This window comes from Micromonospora echinaurantiaca, assembly GCF_900090235.1.
GTDB lineage: Bacteria > Actinomycetota > Actinomycetes > Mycobacteriales > Micromonosporaceae > Micromonospora > Micromonospora echinaurantiaca.
In genome coordinates this window covers 5,745,640-5,761,716 of record NZ_LT607750.1, presented here as the reverse complement: position 1 = coordinate 5,761,716, position 16,077 = coordinate 5,745,640, and the positions used below count along the sequence as shown (strand labels likewise).

Annotated in this window: 13 protein-coding genes and 2 pseudogenes; 8 read left to right on the top strand and 7 right to left on the bottom strand. The window is 73.4% G+C overall.

The features are described 5' to 3' along the window. Positions 1–31 precede the first annotated feature (31 nt). Positions 32–1,123, top strand: coding sequence for a UDP-N-acetylmuramate dehydrogenase (locus tag GA0070609_RS25975; RefSeq protein WP_088996214.1), 1,092 nt, complete (start codon positions 32–34; stop codon positions 1,121–1,123). A 100-nt stretch (positions 1,124–1,223) separates the two neighbouring features. Here GA0070609_RS25975 and GA0070609_RS25970 read toward each other — a convergent pair whose 3' ends face one another. After that, the gene (locus GA0070609_RS25970; protein WP_088996213.1) at positions 1,224–2,021 is read right to left on the bottom strand and encodes an SAM-dependent methyltransferase; all 798 of its coding nucleotides are present in this window, start codon (positions 2,019–2,021) and stop codon (positions 1,224–1,226) included. A 14-nt stretch (positions 2,022–2,035) separates the two neighbouring features. Continuing rightward, complete coding sequence (locus tag GA0070609_RS25965; protein ID WP_088996212.1) at positions 2,036–2,803, bottom strand: SDR family NAD(P)-dependent oxidoreductase; 768 nt, start codon at positions 2,801–2,803, stop codon at positions 2,036–2,038. 189 nt (positions 2,804–2,992) lie between these two features. On the opposite strand from GA0070609_RS25965, the gene mshA reads away from it, so the two are divergent. The 4 genes and pseudogenes from mshA to GA0070609_RS35285 form a co-directional block, all read left to right on the top strand. Continuing rightward, positions 2,993–4,357 (top strand): D-inositol-3-phosphate glycosyltransferase, encoded by a 1,365-nt coding sequence (gene mshA, locus GA0070609_RS25960; RefSeq protein ID WP_088996211.1) that lies wholly within the window; start codon positions 2,993–2,995, stop codon positions 4,355–4,357. A gap of 137 nt (positions 4,358–4,494) precedes the next feature. Next, positions 4,495–5,100: a type III secretion system chaperone family protein gene (locus GA0070609_RS25955; protein WP_088997972.1), complete on the top strand. Its 606-nt coding sequence runs from the start codon at positions 4,495–4,497 to the stop codon at positions 5,098–5,100. Between the two features lie 81 nt (positions 5,101–5,181). Further along, positions 5,182–5,484 (top strand): annotated as a pseudogene (locus GA0070609_RS34625) (hypothetical protein); the annotation flags it as partial. 348 nt (positions 5,485–5,832) lie between these two features. Continuing rightward, positions 5,833–6,489, top strand: a pseudogene (locus tag GA0070609_RS35285) (hypothetical protein); the annotation flags it as partial. A gap of 494 nt (positions 6,490–6,983) precedes the next feature. On the opposite strand, the gene GA0070609_RS25945 reads toward GA0070609_RS35285, so the two are convergent. After that, positions 6,984–8,360 (bottom strand): MFS transporter, encoded by a 1,377-nt coding sequence (locus tag GA0070609_RS25945; RefSeq protein ID WP_088996209.1) that lies wholly within the window; start codon positions 8,358–8,360, stop codon positions 6,984–6,986. 81 nt (positions 8,361–8,441) lie between these two features. After that, a complete protein-coding gene (locus tag GA0070609_RS25940; RefSeq protein WP_088996208.1) occupies positions 8,442–9,866 on the bottom strand; it encodes an MDR family MFS transporter in 1,425 nt (474 codons plus the stop codon). Positions 9,867–10,017: 151 nt separating this feature from the next. Between GA0070609_RS25940 and GA0070609_RS25935 the strand changes: the two genes are divergently transcribed. Then, entirely contained in the window at positions 10,018–10,785 is a 768-nt protein-coding gene (locus GA0070609_RS25935; RefSeq protein ID WP_088996207.1) for a phosphoglyceromutase, read from the top strand. 45 nt (positions 10,786–10,830) lie between these two features. Here GA0070609_RS25935 and phoU read toward each other — a convergent pair whose 3' ends face one another. Then, positions 10,831–11,484, bottom strand: coding sequence for a phosphate signaling complex protein PhoU (phoU, locus tag GA0070609_RS25930; protein WP_088996206.1), 654 nt, complete (start codon positions 11,482–11,484; stop codon positions 10,831–10,833). A 200-nt stretch (positions 11,485–11,684) separates the two neighbouring features. Between phoU and GA0070609_RS25925 the strand changes: the two genes are divergently transcribed. Then, positions 11,685–12,971, top strand: coding sequence for an ATP-binding protein (locus GA0070609_RS25925; RefSeq protein WP_088996205.1), 1,287 nt, complete (start codon positions 11,685–11,687; stop codon positions 12,969–12,971). Positions 12,972–12,994: 23 nt separating this feature from the next. Beyond that, positions 12,995–13,678 carry a response regulator transcription factor gene (locus GA0070609_RS25920; RefSeq protein ID WP_088996204.1) on the top strand — a complete coding sequence of 228 codons (684 nt, stop codon included), beginning with the start codon at positions 12,995–12,997 and terminating at the stop codon, positions 13,676–13,678. A gap of 4 nt (positions 13,679–13,682) precedes the next feature. Here GA0070609_RS25920 and GA0070609_RS25915 read toward each other — a convergent pair whose 3' ends face one another. Then, positions 13,683–14,360 (bottom strand): response regulator, encoded by a 678-nt coding sequence (locus GA0070609_RS25915; RefSeq protein ID WP_088996203.1) that lies wholly within the window; start codon positions 14,358–14,360, stop codon positions 13,683–13,685. Then, a complete protein-coding gene (locus GA0070609_RS25910; protein ID WP_088996202.1) occupies positions 14,357–16,057 on the bottom strand; it encodes a sensor histidine kinase in 1,701 nt (566 codons plus the stop codon). The genes GA0070609_RS25915 and GA0070609_RS25910 overlap by 4 nt, the downstream gene beginning before the upstream one ends. Positions 16,058–16,077 lie beyond the last annotated feature (20 nt).

Below are 16,077 nucleotides of genomic sequence, written 5' to 3'. Positions count from 1 at the left end.
CCGCGGCTACCCACAGCCTAGGGTGAAAGGCGTGTCAGACGTCTACGCCCAGCCGACAACCGGAGCCGGACCCGACGCCATGTGCGATCTGGCGCGTTTCACCACGTTGCGCCTGGGCGGCCCGGCAGGGCGGATAACGACCGCCACCAACGCGGAGGAAATCGTCCGAAGCGTACGCGAGGCGCAGGGAAGGGACGAACAGGTCCTGATCCTCGCCGGCGGCAGCAACGTGGTCATCGGTGACGCCGGTTTCCCCGGCACGGTGGTGCTGGTCCGTTCGCGTGGGCTGCGGGTGCTCGCCGACGACGAGGACTCGGTCACCGTACGGGTCGAGGCGGGCGAGCCGTGGGACGAGCTGGTCGCCGCCACGGTGGCCAACGGCTGGTCCGGCCTGGAGTGCCTCTCCGGGATCCCCGGCTCCACCGGCGCCACGCCGATCCAGAACGTCGGCGCGTACGGGCAGGAGGTCGCCGAGACCATCACCGCCGTCCAGGTCTACGACCGGGTCGAGGGCGTCACCGGGCGGATCGCCGCCGCCGACTGCGGCTTCGCCTACCGGTCCAGTGTCTTCAAGTACAGCGACCGCTGGGTGGTGCTCGCCGTGGACTTCCGGCTGGCCCGCTCGCCGCTCTCCGGCCCGGTGCGCTACGCGGAACTGGCCCGGGCGCTCGGCGTCGAGGTGGGTGACCGGGTGCCGCTGGCCGACGCCCGGGCCACCGTGCTGCGACTGCGCGCGGGCAAGGGCATGGTGCTCGACCCCGACGACCCGGACACCCGCTCGGTCGGCTCGTTCTTCACCAACCCGGTGCTGGACCGGTCGGCGTACGAGCTGCTGCGCGAGCGCGCGGCCGACCTCGGCGACCCGCCGGCCTGGCCGGGTGCCGGGGACGTGGTCAAGGTCAGCGCCGCCTGGCTGATCGACAAGGCCGGCTTCGGCAAGGGCCACCCAGGCCCGGAGGGCGTGGCGATTTCCAGCAAGCACACTCTGGCGCTGACCAACCGCGGCGGCAACGCCAGCACCGCCGCCCTGGTCGAGCTGGCCCGGGAGATCCGCGACGGCGTCCACCACCGCTTCGGCGTCACCCTCCACCCCGAACCCGTCCTCATCAACTGCACCATCTGACCCGCTCACCCACCGGGTTGATCATGAGCTTGGCGGCGATGTCGATCGCGAGAACCACCGCCAACCTCATGATCAACTAGGGTGGCCGGGTGTGCGGTGGTCAGGTGGGGGCGATGGTGGGCCAGGGGAGGGTCAGTTCGCCGAGCCGCCAGCGGCGGGGGCGGTCGACGATCGGCCAGCCGGCGGCCTTGACCGACTCGACGGCGCGCAGCCAGCGTTGCCGGGGGCCGAACGGGGCGTAGCCGGCGGCCGCGTGCCAGGCGTCGTCGAGCGCGCGGAGGAACTCGTGCACCGGCTCGCCCGGCACGTTGCGGTGGATCAGCGCCTTGGGCAGCCGCTCGGCCAGCTCGGCCGGGCTGCCCAGGGTGCCGAGCTTCGCGGCCAGGGTCAGCGTGCGCGGCCCGTCGGCGTCGAGCAGCACCCAGCCGCCGAGCCGGCCCAACTCGTCGCAGGTCCCCTCGACCAGCAGCCCGCCGGGGGCGAGCCCGCCGGTCATCGTCCGCCAGGCGTCGGCGACCTCGCTCTCGTCGTACTGGCGCAGCACGTTGAACGCGCGGACCAGGGCGGGCCGCAGTCCGGCCAGTTCGAAGCCGCCCCGGGTGAAGGTGAGCCACGGGGGGTCGGCGGCCGGCTCGGCGGCGGCCACGCGTACCGGATCGATCTCCAGCCCGACCACCCGCACGTCGGCGCGGACCGCGGCGGCCAGCCGGGCGCGCAGTTCCACCGCGGTGACCGGGGTCGCCCCGTAGCCGAGGTCGACCACCAGCGGGTCGGCCGCGGCTCGCAACCGGTCCCCGCAGGTCGCGGCGATCCAGTTGTCCACCCGGCGCAGCCGGTTGGGGTTGGTGGTCCCCCGGGTCACCACGCCGAGCGGCCGGCGCCGCGCCGTCCCCGCCACGCCCGGACCCGACCTCAGCCGACCCGGTGCACCTTGTGCTGGGCGGCCTGCGCCAGCGGGCGGACGACCAGCCGGTCCACGTTGACGTGGTGCGGTCGGGTGGCGCACCAGGCGATGCAGTCGGCCACGTCGTCGGCGACCAGCGGGTCGGGCACCCCGGCGTAGACCGCTGCTGCCTTGTCGGCGTCGCCGTCGAAGCGGACCAGCCCGAACTCGTCGGTCTTCACCATCCCGGGGTCGATCTCGATCACCCGGATCGGCCGGCCGCAGAGTTCCAGCCGCAGCGTGCCGGCGACCGCGGTCTGCGCGTGCTTGGCGGCGGTGTACCCGCCCCCGCCCTCGTACACGATGAAGCCGGCGGTGGACGAGACGATCACGATGGTGCCGGCGCCCGAGGCCTCCAGCGCGGGCAGCAGCGCCTGGGTGACCCGCAGCGTGCCGAGCACGTTCGTGTCGTACATCCACTGCCAGTCGGCGACCGAGCCGGACTCCACCGGGTCCAGCCCGCGCGCGCCGCCGGCGTTGTTCACCAGCAGGGTGACCGGCCCGGACGCCGCGGCCGCCGCCTCGGCGAGCCCGGCGACCGACTCGTCGGAGGTGACGTCGCACATCACCGCGGTGGCGGTGCCGCCGGCAGCGGTGATCTCGTCGACCAGACCGGCCAGCCGGTCGGTACGCCGGGCGGCGGCGAGCACGTGGAAACCCTCGGCGGCGAGGCGGCGGGCGGTGGCCGCGCCGATCCCGCTGGACGCTCCGGTGACGATGGCGACTGGGCTGCTCATCCGGCCATTGTCTCCCCGGCCGGTGCGACGGCTCGCCCCGGGCGGGCGGCGCCGCGATGAGGTCCGTCACGCCCGGCCGCCTCCCGGGGCATTACCGATGCCCGATGGGGAAGATGACATCCGGCGAGGACGTTGTCCGAAAAGCGCCGGGCGTGCGGGACGGCATCAACCGTGGCAGAGGGAGCGGACGTGGCGGAATTGCACACCGGCGTCGGTCGGCAGCGTGGTGCCCGGCCGTGGCCGCGGCCCCGGCGGATCGCGACTCTCTCGGTGCACACCTCACCCCTGCACCAGCCGGGCACCGGCGACGCCGGCGGGATGAACGTCTACATCCTCGAGGTGGCGCGGCGGCTGGCCGAGGCGGACGTCGAGGTGGACATCTTCACCCGGGCCACCTCCGGAGACCTGCCCCCGGTCGTCGAAATGGCACCCGGAGTGCACGTCCGGCACGTCGTCTCCGGCCCGCTCGAAGGGCTCACCAAGGAGGAGCTGCCCGGCCAGCTCTGCGCCTTCAGCGCCGGCGTGCTCCGGGCCGAGGCGGCCCGCCCGCCGGGCTGGTACGACCTCATCCACTCCCACTACTGGCTCTCCGGTCAGGTCGGCTGGCTGGCCAAGGAACGGTGGGGGGTGCCGCTGGTGCACACCGCGCACACCCTGGCGAAGGTCAAGAACGCCCAGCTGGCGACCGGTGACCGGCCCGAGCCGAAGGCCCGGGTGATCGGCGAGGAACAGGTGGTCGCCGAGGCCGACCGGCTGGTCGCCAACACCGGGGTCGAGGCCCGGGACCTGATCAGCCGGTACGACGCCGAACCGGCCCGGGTCGCGGTCGTCGAACCCGGCGTCGACCTGGCCCGGTTCCGGCCGGCCCGGGGTGACCGGGACGTGGTCCGGATCGCGGCCCGCCGCCGGCTCGGGCTGCCCACCACCGGGTACGTGGTGGCGTTCGTCGGCCGCATCCAACCGCTGAAGGCGCCCGACGTGCTGGTCCGGGCGGCCGCCGCGCTGCGCGAGTGCGATCCGGAGCTGGCCGACGAGCTGACCGTGGTGGTCTGTGGCGGCCCGAGCGGCAGCGGCCTCGACCGGCCGACCGCGCTGATCGAGCTGGCCGGCTCGCTCGGCATCGCCGACCGGGTGCGTTTCCTGCCCCCGCAGACCGGCGACGATCTGCCCGCCCTGTACCGGGCCGCGGACCTGGTCGCGGTGCCGTCGTACAACGAGTCCTTCGGCCTGGTCGCCCTGGAGGCGCAGGCCTGCGGTACGCCGGTGCTGGCGGCCGCCGTCGGCGGCCTGGTGACCGCGGTGCGGGACCAGGTGAGCGGGGAACTGGTCGACGGCCACGACCCGGCCGACTGGGCCGCCTCGCTCGGCCGCCTGCTGCCCGACCGGCGGCGCCGGGAGGAGCTGTCCCGCAACGCCGAGCGGCACGCGCGCAACTTCTCCTGGGACCGTACGGTCGCCGGGCTGCTCGACGTCTACGGCGAGGCGACCTCCGCGCACCGGGCCCGGCTCGCCGCCGAGCTGGCCGGCGACCCGGCGCTCTCCTGTTCCTGGTGACCCCTCGTCCGCCACGTCGTGGCCGTGCGTCGCATCCGTGCCCTGGTCGTTGCTCGCGGGCGGCGGGGGCGGCCCGTGGCGGGCGCGGTGGCTCGGCCGTCGGGTGAGCTGGCCGGGCCGGCCGTAGAGTGGGTCCGGTGAGCGGGAAGAGCGATCTTGAAGCCCTGATCGAGTCGGTCTGCGACGAGCGGGAGCTGGCCTGGGAGCCCACCGGCCCGGGGTCGTACGCGGTCACCCTGCCCGGCACCCACAAGCTCAAGACCGTCTGCAACCTGATCGTCGGCGAGCACGCGCTGCGGATCGAGGCGTTCGTGATGCGCCAGCCGGACGAGCGCCGCGAGGAGCTGTGGGCCTGGCTGTTGCAGCGCAACGCCCGGATGTACGGGGTGTCCTTCTCCATCGACGCGGTCGGCGACGTCTACCTGACCGGCCGGGTCAATCCGGCGGGCGTCGACGCGGACGAACTCGACCGGCTGCTCGGCGCGGTGCTGACGTACGCCGACGAGTCCTTCGACACCATGCTGGAGATCGGCTTCGGCAGTTCGATCCGCCGGGAGTGGGAGTGGCGGATCAAGCGCGGCGAATCCACCGCGAACCTGGCGGCGTTCGCACACCTCTTCGAACCGTCCGGCCACGGTGCCGCGGGTGACGGGCCCGCCGCCGGGGGGACGGGCGGTTCCGGGAACGCCGATTCCGGTGCCGGGCGCACCAATGCGACCGCCGGAGGTTCGGACCCGTCCTGACGGGTATGCCGCACCGCGCGGTGCGGCACTTGGGACCCGCCGCGTGCCGAAGACGGACTGTCGAGGGAGCGTGAGCGTCCCATGGCTCAGCGGAACAGCTCAGGTCGCGGCGGGACTGCGACCAGGACGAAACGGCAGGCGGGCAACCGGACCCCGAACACCCCGGGGATCTCCGAGTCGGAGATCTCCCGGATGCGGGTCGACGACCTCCGCGGCCAGCTGCGCCGGCACGGGGTCTCCGGAATTTCCGCACTGCGCAAGCCGGAACTGGTGAAGACGCTGGTCCGGACGCTGCGAGCGGCCGGGGGAGCGGGACGGCGGAGCACCGGGCCCGCGGGCCGTGCCACGGGCACCAGGGCGGCGGCGGGCCGCGCCGCGGCCACGAAGAAGGCGGCCGGCAAGGCGGCGCCGGCCCGCGCCAAGGCCGCCCCGGCGAACAAGACCGCCCCGGCGAAGAAGGCCGCGCTGAAGAAGGCGGCGGCGAAGAAGACCGCCGCGAAGAAGGCGCCGGCGGCGAAGAAGACCACGGCGGCGAAGAAGGCGCCCGCGAAGCGGGCGGTCGGCGCGACCGCGGCGAAGAAGACCACGACCGCGCGGCGGACCACGGCGGCGGCCAAGAAGGCGCCCGCGAAGAAGGCACCCGCCAAGAAGGCGCCGGCGGCGAAGAAGACCACCGCGGCGAAGAAGACCACGGCGGCGCGGCGGACCACGGCGGCTGCCAAGAAGGCGCCTGCCAAGAAGGCACCGGCCAAGAAGGCGCCGGCGGCGAAGAAGACCACGGCTGCGCGGCGAACCACGGCGGCGGCCAAGAAGGCGCCCGCGAAGAAGGCGCCCGCCAAGAAGGCGCCGGCGGCGAAGAAGACCACCGCGGCGAAGAAGGCGCCGGCCGCGAAGAAGACCACCGCGGCGAAGAAGACGACGGCGGCGCGGCCGACCACCACGGCCGCGAAGAAGGCGCCCGCGGCCAGGAAGACCACGGCGGCGGCGAAGCAGATGCCGGCGCCGACCGCGGGTGGCGGGGTTCGTACCGGGCGGAGCAGTTCCCGGTCGGTCACCTCGTCGCAGGTGATCTCGTCCCTCGCCGACCGGCCGGAACACCCGGGGCGGAGCCTGGTCACCAGCAACCACGAGGTGATCCAGCGCTGGGCCCAGGAACGGGGCGCGAAGCCGGCCACCATCGCCGGCACCGAGCGGGAGGGTCGGGCCGGCGTGCTGACGTTCAACATCCCGGGTTACCGGGAGAGCAGCCGGATCCGCGAGATCACCTGGGACGAGTGGTTCCACACCTTCGACCTGCGCAAGCTGAACCTGATCTACCAGGAGCAGCTGCGCGACGGCCGGCAGAGCAACTTCTTCCGGACCGAGTCGCCGGACCGGGAGGACGCGTGAGGAACGCATGGCCCGGGGGGCCCTGTACGACGGCCGGATTTGCTGGCCCGGGGTGTTTGCGGGAATTGCCGACGGGTATGCGCTGTTGGCCACAGACGAGGCCCGGTGAGACGGTCCACGGGACCTGTGTGACCGGCGAGACAGCCGGAGCGGGTTGAATCCGTAAACCGGGCGAACTAACTTTATTGCACCGCGCCACGCTTGGAAACGTTCGGGGGAGCGGCGGATCGATCAGATCCGTGCACCGGGCGAGGCGCAGGGGACGAGTGGAGCAACATCGTTGGGGGACGGTGTCCACTCGTTTGGACCGGCGGCGCGAGCGGGCGACGCTTACGGGGGTGAGTGCCGCCCGCCGCCGCCGGTCATACGGTGCGGGTGCCCGTCACGACTGGGTCGTGACGGGCGCTTCGCGTCTGTACGGGTCGTGTGTCCGGAAGGGGACCCGGGTCGGCGGTGCGAAAGTCGGATCGGCCAGCCACCGACCGGCGCGGCGGTCAGCGGCCGGTGAGTGCCGGCTCGGGGCGCTCGGCGGCGGCCCGGCGAAGCGCGGCCACCCGCCGCTCCCGAGGCGGCCCGGCCCAGAGGTGTCCGGCGGCGGCCAGCAGTCCCAGCCCGCCCACGATCAGCCAGTGCCGCTCGCCGAGGTACTGCAGGCTCACCCCGCCGAGGGTGGGCGCCACGAAGGACGCGGCCGGGAAGGCCAGGTAGAAGACCGACTGGTAGCGGGCCCGCAGCTCAGGTGGGGCGAGGTCGGCGTTGATCTGCGCGTTCGGCGGCGCGGCGAGCATCGAGCCCACCGTCCAGACCACCGCGGCGCCCAGGTAGACCGGCAGGTCGTCGGCGTACGCGAGGGCGCCGAAGCCGAGCGCGAGCAGCCCGGTGGAGACGGCCAGCACGTGGTCCTTGCGGTGCCGCTCGATCAACCGGGGCACGAAGAGCTGGCCGAGCACGATCAGCACTCCGCCGAGCGCCACCACCACGCCGTACGCGGACGGGCTGAGCCCGTCCGTCCGCATGGCCAGCGGCATGATGGTCGAGGTCTGCAGGGTCAGTACGGCCAGCACGAAGGTCAGGCCCACGAAGACCAGGAAGACCCGGTCGGTCAGCGCGGTGTGCAGCCCGGGCCGACGGGAGCGCCCGCCCGGCCGCACCGGCCCGCCGTCCGGGCCGACCCGGCCCCGGCCGGCCGTCGTTGCCGGGGCTCCATCGCCTGGATCTTGGACAGTTTCCGTTCGGGTGGAACGGAAACTGTCCAAGATCGGAGCGTGGCGGGGGCTGCGACTCGGCAGGGTCTCCGGCACCTTCCAGGCGATCACCGCCGCGGCCAGCAGGGTGGCCGCCGCGTCGACCAGGAACAGCGCGACGAAGCTCGCCTCGGCGAGCACGCCGGCCAGCAGCGAGGCCACCGCCATGCCCAGGTTGAACGCCCAGAACTGGAGGTTGAAGGCGCGCGAGCGGCGCTGCTCGGGCACCACGTCGACGATCGCCGCGACGAACGCCGGGCTGGGCATCGAGTGGACGACGCCGACCAGCGCGGCGAGCACCGCGATCACCACCAGGTGCCGGCTGAACGCCAGCGCGACCATCAGGGCGGCGGTGACCAGGTGGGCCGCGAGCAGCGTGGACCGGCGGCCCCACCGGTCGGCGAGCACCCCGCCGAGCAGCACCCCGGCCGCCCCGCCGGCCCCGTACGCTCCGACCACCGCGCCGGCCACCGCCTCGCTCGCGCTCCGCGCCGAGGTCAGGTAGAGCGACAGGAAGAGCATCGCGAACGCGCCGGCCCGATTGATCAGCAACCCGGCCCAGAGGTACCAGAAGGTGGCGGGCAGACCGCCGGCGGTGTAGTCCAGCCAGCGCCGTAGGGGCCGCACGCGTCCTCCGAACAGTTCAGTTAACTAACAGTTTCATCCAGACCGTAGGGAGCCCGGCCGCCGGGCGCCACGTGTCGCTGGTCACCGTGCCCCGGCGGACTCGGTCGACCGGGGCCGGCCGGGGCCGCCCGCCGCCGACCCGTCCACCCCGTCGCTGTCGGCGGCCGGCGGCGCGGCATCCGCACCCGACCGGACCGGCAGGGCGGGGGCGGTGGCCGCCGCCTCGGCCGCCTCGGGCGCCGGCGTCCGGGTGGCGGTGACCGGCACGACCGGCTCGGTGGCCGCCCGCAGCGCCACGGCGCGCCGCTCCCGAGCCGGCCCGGAGACCAGGTGGGCGACCGCCGTCACGGCGCCGATCGCCGCGCAGCCGAGCCAGAGCGCGCCGTTGCCGGCCTGCTCGCGGACCAGGCCGCCGAGGATCGGTGCCACAGCGCCGGCCACCTGCCAGGAGAGCGAGAAGACGCCCTGGTAGCGACCGCGCAGCTCGGCGGGGGAGAGTTCGGCGATGAGGGTGGCGTTGGACGGCGAGTTGAGCATCTCGCCGAGCGTCCAGATCAGCACGGTGATCCCGTAGAACCAGGCGGCGTCCGCGAACGCGGTCAGCCCGAAGCCGACGCCCATCACCACCGAGGCCAGGGCGAGCACGTGCGACCTGCTCCGGCCCCGGATCAGCCGGGGTACGAAGAGCTGCCCCACCACGATCAGCACGCCGTTGAGCGCGATCACCGAGCCGTAGGTGGCGGGGGTCAGGCCCGAGTCACCCATCGCGATCGGCAGCATCGAGATGTGCTGGAGGAAGACCAGCGCGGAGAGCAGGTTCAACGCCACGAAGCCCAGGAAGACCCGGTCGGTCAGGATGGTGCGTAGCGCCCCGGCCGGCGGCTCGCCCTTGGCCTGTCCCGGCGCCACGGTGACCGCGGTCCGGGTCTCGCCGACCTTGATGAAGATGATCAGCGCGGTGACCAGCATGGTGGCCGCGTCGACCACGAAGAGCAGCAGGTAGTCGGCCTGGGCGGCGAGGCCGGCGAGCACCGCCGCGCAGGCGAAGCCGAGGTTGATCGCCCAGTAGTTCAGCGAGAAGGCCCGCAGCCGGTCCTTGGCTGGCACCACGTCGATCATCATGGCGCCGAACGCCGGCCGGGCCGCCTCGGCGAACATGCCGAGCAGCAGGGCGCCGAGCGCCACCGCCCACAGGTCCCGGGCGAGGCCGAGGGTGAGCATCATGGCGGCCGCGCCCAGGTGCGCGGTGAACAGGGTGGGCCGGCGACCCCAGCGGTCGGTCAGCGTGCCACCGACGGTGGTGCCGACCGCGCCGCCGACGCCCCAGAGGCCGATCACCAGGCCGGCCTGCGAGGCGGAGAAGCCGCGCTCCTGGGTGAGGTAGATGGCCAGGAACACCAGCACGAACGAGCCGAGCCGGTTGATCAGGGTGCCGGTCCAGAGGTACCAGAACCGCGCCGGCAGTCCGCCCGCCGTGTCCCTGAACCAGCCCCGCACCGTCCGCATCTGCCGCCCCCGCCCCCGGTAATGACCGATCAATCACAAGCGCCTTACAACCTAGTGCCGGGCCGGTTTGCCGGTCATCGGCTTTTCCACGTGGTGGTCGTCACGACCGCTCGCCGCGTGTCCGACCGCCGGGTACGGCAGGATGATCCGCATGACTGCGAGCGAGGGGCCCACCGTCGGGACGCTGGTCCTGCTGCGGCACGGCGAGAGCGACTGGAACGCCAAGAACCTCTTCACCGGCTGGGTCGACGTCGACCTCACCGAGAAGGGCGAGAACGAGGCGCGCCGCGGCGGCGAGCTGCTGCGCGAGCACGACCTGCTGCCGGACGTGGTGCACACCAGCGTGCTGCGCCGCGCGACCCGTACCGCCGAGCTGGCGCTGAACGCCGCGGACCGGCACTGGATCGCGGTCCGCCGGTCCTGGCGGCTCAACGAGCGCCACTACGGCGCGCTGCAGGGCAAGAACAAGAAGCAGACGCTGGACGAGTACGGCGAGGAGCAGTTCATGCTCTGGCGTCGCTCGTACGACACCCCGCCGCCGCCGATCGCGGACGGCGACGAGTGGTCCCAGGTCGGCGACCCGCGGTACGCGCTGCTGCCGAGCGAGCTGATGCCGCGTACCGAGTGCCTGAAGGACGTCGTCGAGCGAATGCTGCCCTACTGGTACGACTCGATCGTGCCGGACATCCTGGCCGGCCGTACGGTGCTGGTGGCCGCGCACGGCAACTCGCTGCGCGCCCTGGTCAAGCACCTGGACCAGATCTCCGACGAGGCGATCGCCAAGCTGAACATCCCGACCGGCATCCCGCTGCGCTACGACCTCGACGCGCACCTGCGCCCGCACACCCTGGGCGGCACCTACCTCGACCCGGCCGCCGCCAAGGAGGCCGCCGCCGCGGTGGCGAACCAGGGCCGCTGAACGCGACCGGGCCCCGGCCGGCTGGCCGGGGCCCCGGGCGGCGGCTCAGTTGGCCGGGGGTGTGGTCTCCCCGGTGATCAGGTAGATCACGTGCTCGGCGGTGTTCACCGCGTGGTCGGCGAACCGCTCGTAGAAGCGGCCGAGCAGGGTGGCGTCGATCGCGGTCTCCACCCCGTACGGCCAGTCCTCGCCGAGCAGCACCGCGAACAGGCTGCGGTGCAGGTCGTCCATGGCGTCGTCGACGCGGTCCAGTTCGGCGGCGACCGCCACGTCGGGCTTGGCCAGCACCGACGCGATCTTCTCGGCCATCCGGTCGGCGATCGCGGCCATGTCGGTGAAGATCGGCCGCAGCTCGGCCGGCACGGCCGGCGACGGGTGCCGCCGCAGCGCGGTCTTCGCCACGTGGTCGGCCAGGTCACCCATCCGCTCCAGGTCGGCCGCGACGTGCAGCGCCGTGATCATGGCGCGCAGGTCGGAGGCGACCGGCGCCTGCCGGGCGAGCAGGTCGCAGACCCGCTCCTCGACGTGCCGGTAGAGGTCGTCGATCTCGGCGTCCCGCTCGATCACCGTCTCCGCGGCCCGGCGGTCCGCGGTGAGCAGGGCGCGGGTGGCCTGCCGCATCGCGGCCCGGATCCCCTCCGCCATGTCCACCAGCAGTTGGCTGACGATCTGCAGGTCAGCCCGGAACTCGTCGCGCATTCTCACGTCCTGGAATCGGTGTCCGCCGGCCAGGCCGGCGCGGGGTGGGCAGGTGTGCCGCCCACGCTAGGCCGCACGGGCGGACCGCAGATGAACCCGGGTGAACGGCGCCGGACGCGGGGGTGAACTTTCCCGGACGTGAAGGTGGTTCGTCCTGTTATGGGCGATGCCCAGGTTAACAATGACCCTACGATCGCCGGGTGGAGTGGGCGGTGACCGTCGGTGTGGTCGTGGGCCTGGTGGCCGGGCTGGCCGCCGGGTTGCTGCTGGTCGCGTTGGTCCCGGCGGTCCGCGCCCGGGTCACCTCGGCGGCGGGCCGGTCCGGCCGCCGTCTCGGCATGGGGAGGCTCGCGATACCAGACGACCAGCAGGCGGGGCTCGGCCGCCGGACGATCGACTCGCTCCGCGCCGGCGTGGTGGTGCTGGACGCCGACGACCAGCCGGTCCGGGTCAACCCGGCCGCCCGGGCGATGGGGCTGCTCCGCACCGGCCCGACGCCCGGTTCGATCGCCGCCCACCCGTTGATCCGTACGCTCGCCGGCCAGGTGCGCCGCACCGGCGTGCGGCGCGAGATCGAACTGGACCTGCCGCGGGGCCGCGACTCCGCCGGGGAGAACCCGCTCGGGGTGCACCTGCGGGCGATGGCGATCGGTGGCGGGCACGTCGCCGTGGAAGCGGTGGACGTGACCGAGTCGCACCGGCTGGCCCGGGTGCGGCGGGACTTCGTGGCGAACGTCAGCCACGAGCTGAAGACGCCGATCGGCGCCCTGCAACTGCTCGCCGAGGCGCTGCTGGACGCCACCGAGCCGGCCGGCGCGGCGGCGCCGGACCTGTCCGAGGACCTGGTCGCCGCCCGGCGCTTCGCCGAGCGCATCCAGCACGAGTCGACCCGGCTCGGCCGGCTGGTGCAGGAACTGCTGGAGCTGACCCGGTTGCAGGGCGCCGAGCCGCAGCCGCCGCCGGAGCCGGTCGCGGTGGACTGGGTGGTCGCCGAGGTGGTCGACCGCACCCGGACCAGCGCCGCCGCCCGGCGGATCGAGGTGGAGGTCACCGGCGAGCGCGGCCTGACCGTGTACGGCAGCGACACCCAACTCGCCACCGCCGTGTCGAACCTGGTGGAGAACGCCATCAACTACTCGGGCGAGGACACCACGGTGCGGATCGCCACCCGGGCCGACGACGAGCACGTCGAGATCGCCGTCACCGACCAGGGGATCGGGATCGCGCCGACCGACGTCGACCGGATCTTCGAGCGGTTCTACCGGGCCGACCAGGCGCGCTCCCGGGACACCGGCGGGACCGGCCTCGGGCTGGCCATCGTCAAACACATCGCGAGCAACCATGGCGGACGGGTCGAGGTGGCGAGCACTCTTGGTGGTGGGTCGACGTTCACCCTGCGGCTGCCCGCCCGTCCACCGGACGACCTCCTGGCGACACTGCCACCCGCTGGGATCGAGTCCGGTCCGGCCGAGCTCCGGCAGGTCTGACAGCAATGGAAAGGAAAAGCCCGTTGAGCCGCGTTCTGGTGGTCGAGGACGAGGAGTCGTTCTCCGACGCCCTGTCGTACATGCTCCGCAAGGAGGGCTTCGAGGTCTCTGTCGCCGCGACGGGCCCGACCGCCCTCACCGAGTTCGACCGGACCGGCGCCGACATCGTGCTGCTCGACCTGATGCTGCCCGAGATGTCGGGCACCGAGGTGTGCCGGCAGTTGCGGCAGCGCTCGCACGTGCCGATCATCATGGTCACCGCGCGGGACAGCGAGATCGACAAGGTGGTCGGTCTGGAGATCGGCGCCGACGACTACGTGACCAAGCCGTACTCGCCGCGCGAGCTGGTCGCCCGGATCCGGGCGGTGCTGCGCCGGCAGAGCACCGAGGTGGCCGAGTCCGGCGTCCCGACGCTGGCCGCGGGCCCGGTCCGGATGGACATCGAGCGGCACGTGGTGACCGTCGACGGCGCCCCGGTGCAGCTGCCGCTGAAGGAGTTCGAGCTGCTGGAGCTGCTGCTGCGCAACGCCGGCCGGGTGCTCACGAGGGGGCAGCTCATCGACCGGGTCTGGGGCGCCGACTACGTCGGTGACACCAAGACCCTGGACGTGCACGTCAAGCGGCTGCGGTCGAAGATCGAGCCGGAGCCGTCCGCACCGCGCTTCATCGTCACCGTCCGCGGCCTGGGCTACAAGTTCGAGCCGTGACCGGTCAGCCCACCCAGCAGTAGCGGCGTTCCGGGCGACCGGCCGCGCCGTAGCGCAGGCTGACCTCGGCCCGACCCGTGCCCGCGAAGTGCTCCAGGTAGCGACGGGCGCTGACCCGGGAGATGCCCACCCGGTTCGCGCATTCCGCGGCCGACAGCGTGCTGCCGTTGTGTTCCCGCAGGGCGTGCTCGACCAGTTCCGCGGTCTGCGGGCTGAGGCCCCGGGGCAGCGCGGAGGTGGCGATGTGCGAGCCGGTGCGGGAGAGCACCCGGTCGACGTCGGCCTGGTCGCTGACCACCGCGGCCCGGAGCGAGTTCCGCCGGGCGGCGTACTGCTCGAGGCGGGTCCGCATCTCGTCGAAGCCGAACGGCTTGAGCAGGTAGTTGACCGCGCCGTAGCGGACCGCCCGGCGGACCGCCTCGGCCTCCCGGGCGGCGCTGATGACCAGGATGTCGCAGTCGTGCTGGGCGGCGCGCAGCCGGGTCACCACATCCAGGCCGAACATGTCCGGCAGGTAGAGGTCGAGCAGCACCAGGTCGGGCCGGAGCTCGTCGACCGCCGCGATGGCCTGCTCGCCGGTGCTCGCGCTGCCGACCACCCGGAACCCGTCGATCCGGTCGACGAAGCCGCAGTGGATCCGGGCCACCATGAAGTCGTCGTCGACGACCAGTACCTTGATCATCGAGCCTCCTCCAACGCCCTGGACACCGACATCCGCGCGGTGAACATCGCGCCCTCCTCGGTGTTCGTGACCGCGACCTCGCCGCCCCGACGGTGGCAGACCAGCCGGGTGAGTGCCAGTCCGATGCCGCGCTCACCGCCCTCGGCCGCCTTCGTGGTGAAGCCGTGGGTGAAGACCTCCTTGGCCAGCTCCGGCGCGACCCCGGGGCCGGAGTCGCGGACCACGATCTCCACGGACGAGGCGTCCTGGCGCAGTTCCACCTCCACCCAGGCCGGCCGGTTCGCCGGGCCGACGCCGCCCGGGTCGGTCCCGCGGCCGTCCCGGGCCCCGGTGCCGGCCGCCGGGTCCCGGCCCCCGGCGACCGCCTCGACGGCGTTGTCGACCAGGTTGCCCAGTACCGTCGCGACGTCGGCCGAGACCTCGGGCCCCAGCCGGTCGAGCCCGGTCCGCTCGGAGATCCGCAGCTCCACCCGGCGCTCCGCGGCCACCGCCGACTTCGCCATCAGCAGCGCGGCCACCGCCGTGTCGTGGATCCGGCTGGTGACCGTCAGGTCCAGCGAGGCCCGGCGCCGGCTCAGCGCGTCGACGTAGCGGACCACCTCGTCGTGCTCGCCGATCTGGATCAACCCGGAGATGGTGTGCAGCTGGTTGGCGAACTCGTGGGTCTGCGCGCGGAGCAGTTCGGTCGTGCTCCGGAACGAGCCGATCTCCTGCTCCAGCCGGGCCAGTTCGGTGCGGTCCCGCAGGGTGGTGACCGAGCCGAGCCGGCGGCCGTCCTTCCTGACCGTCATCCGGTTCATCACCAGCACCCGGCCGCGGCGGACCACGACCTGGTCCCGGGCCTCGGGGCCGCCGCCGGCGCCGGCCAGCACGTCCCGCAACCGCCCGGAGATCCGCAGCTCGGCGAGGCTGCGGCCGAGGCACTCCTCGGGCAGGTCGAGCAGCCGCCGGCCGACCGCGTTGACCAGGGTGACGCGGAGCTGCGGGTCCAGCGCGATCACCCCCTCGGCGATGCCGTGCAGCAGCGCCTCCCGGTGCTCGGCCAGCCCGGCGATCTCCCGGGGCTCCAACCCCAGGGTCTGCCGCTTGATCCGCCGGGCCAGCAGCCACGACCCGACCACCCCCAGCCCGCTGGCGATGCCCAGGTAGGTGAAGAGGTACGACGAGGCCCCCACCAGCCGTTCCGACCAGGTCGGCGCCGCCTCGCCGATGACCACCACGCCCAGGTACCGGCCGAGGTTCGTCTCCGGGTCCGCGCCGAGCACCGGCACCTGGGCCACCAGTTGCCGGGTGCCGCCGACCTCCAGCTCGCCGAACCAGCTCCGGCCCTGCGCCACCCGGGGGTCGCCCAGCACCACCGGGCTGCCGACCAGGGTCGGGTCCGTCGAGCTGACCACCCGGCCCCGATCGTCCGCCACGGTCACGGTGGTCATCCCGGACCGGTTCAGCGTGTTCTGCAGCAGCGGTGCGATCGCCTCGGCGGGTGCCGGCTGGCCGAGCTGGTCCCGCAGCAGCGGGCTGCCGCCGAGTTCCTCGCCGAGAGCGGCGACCCGACGCCCCTCGACGCGGTTGAAGGTGGCCGCCGACTGGGCCAGCGACACGGCGGCCACCGCCACCAGCACCACGACGATGATCGCGAGCTGGAGGACCAGCAGCTGTCCCGCCAGGCTACGGCGGCGGGATGTGAGCGCGACCACAAAGACCTCAACTTCCGCTG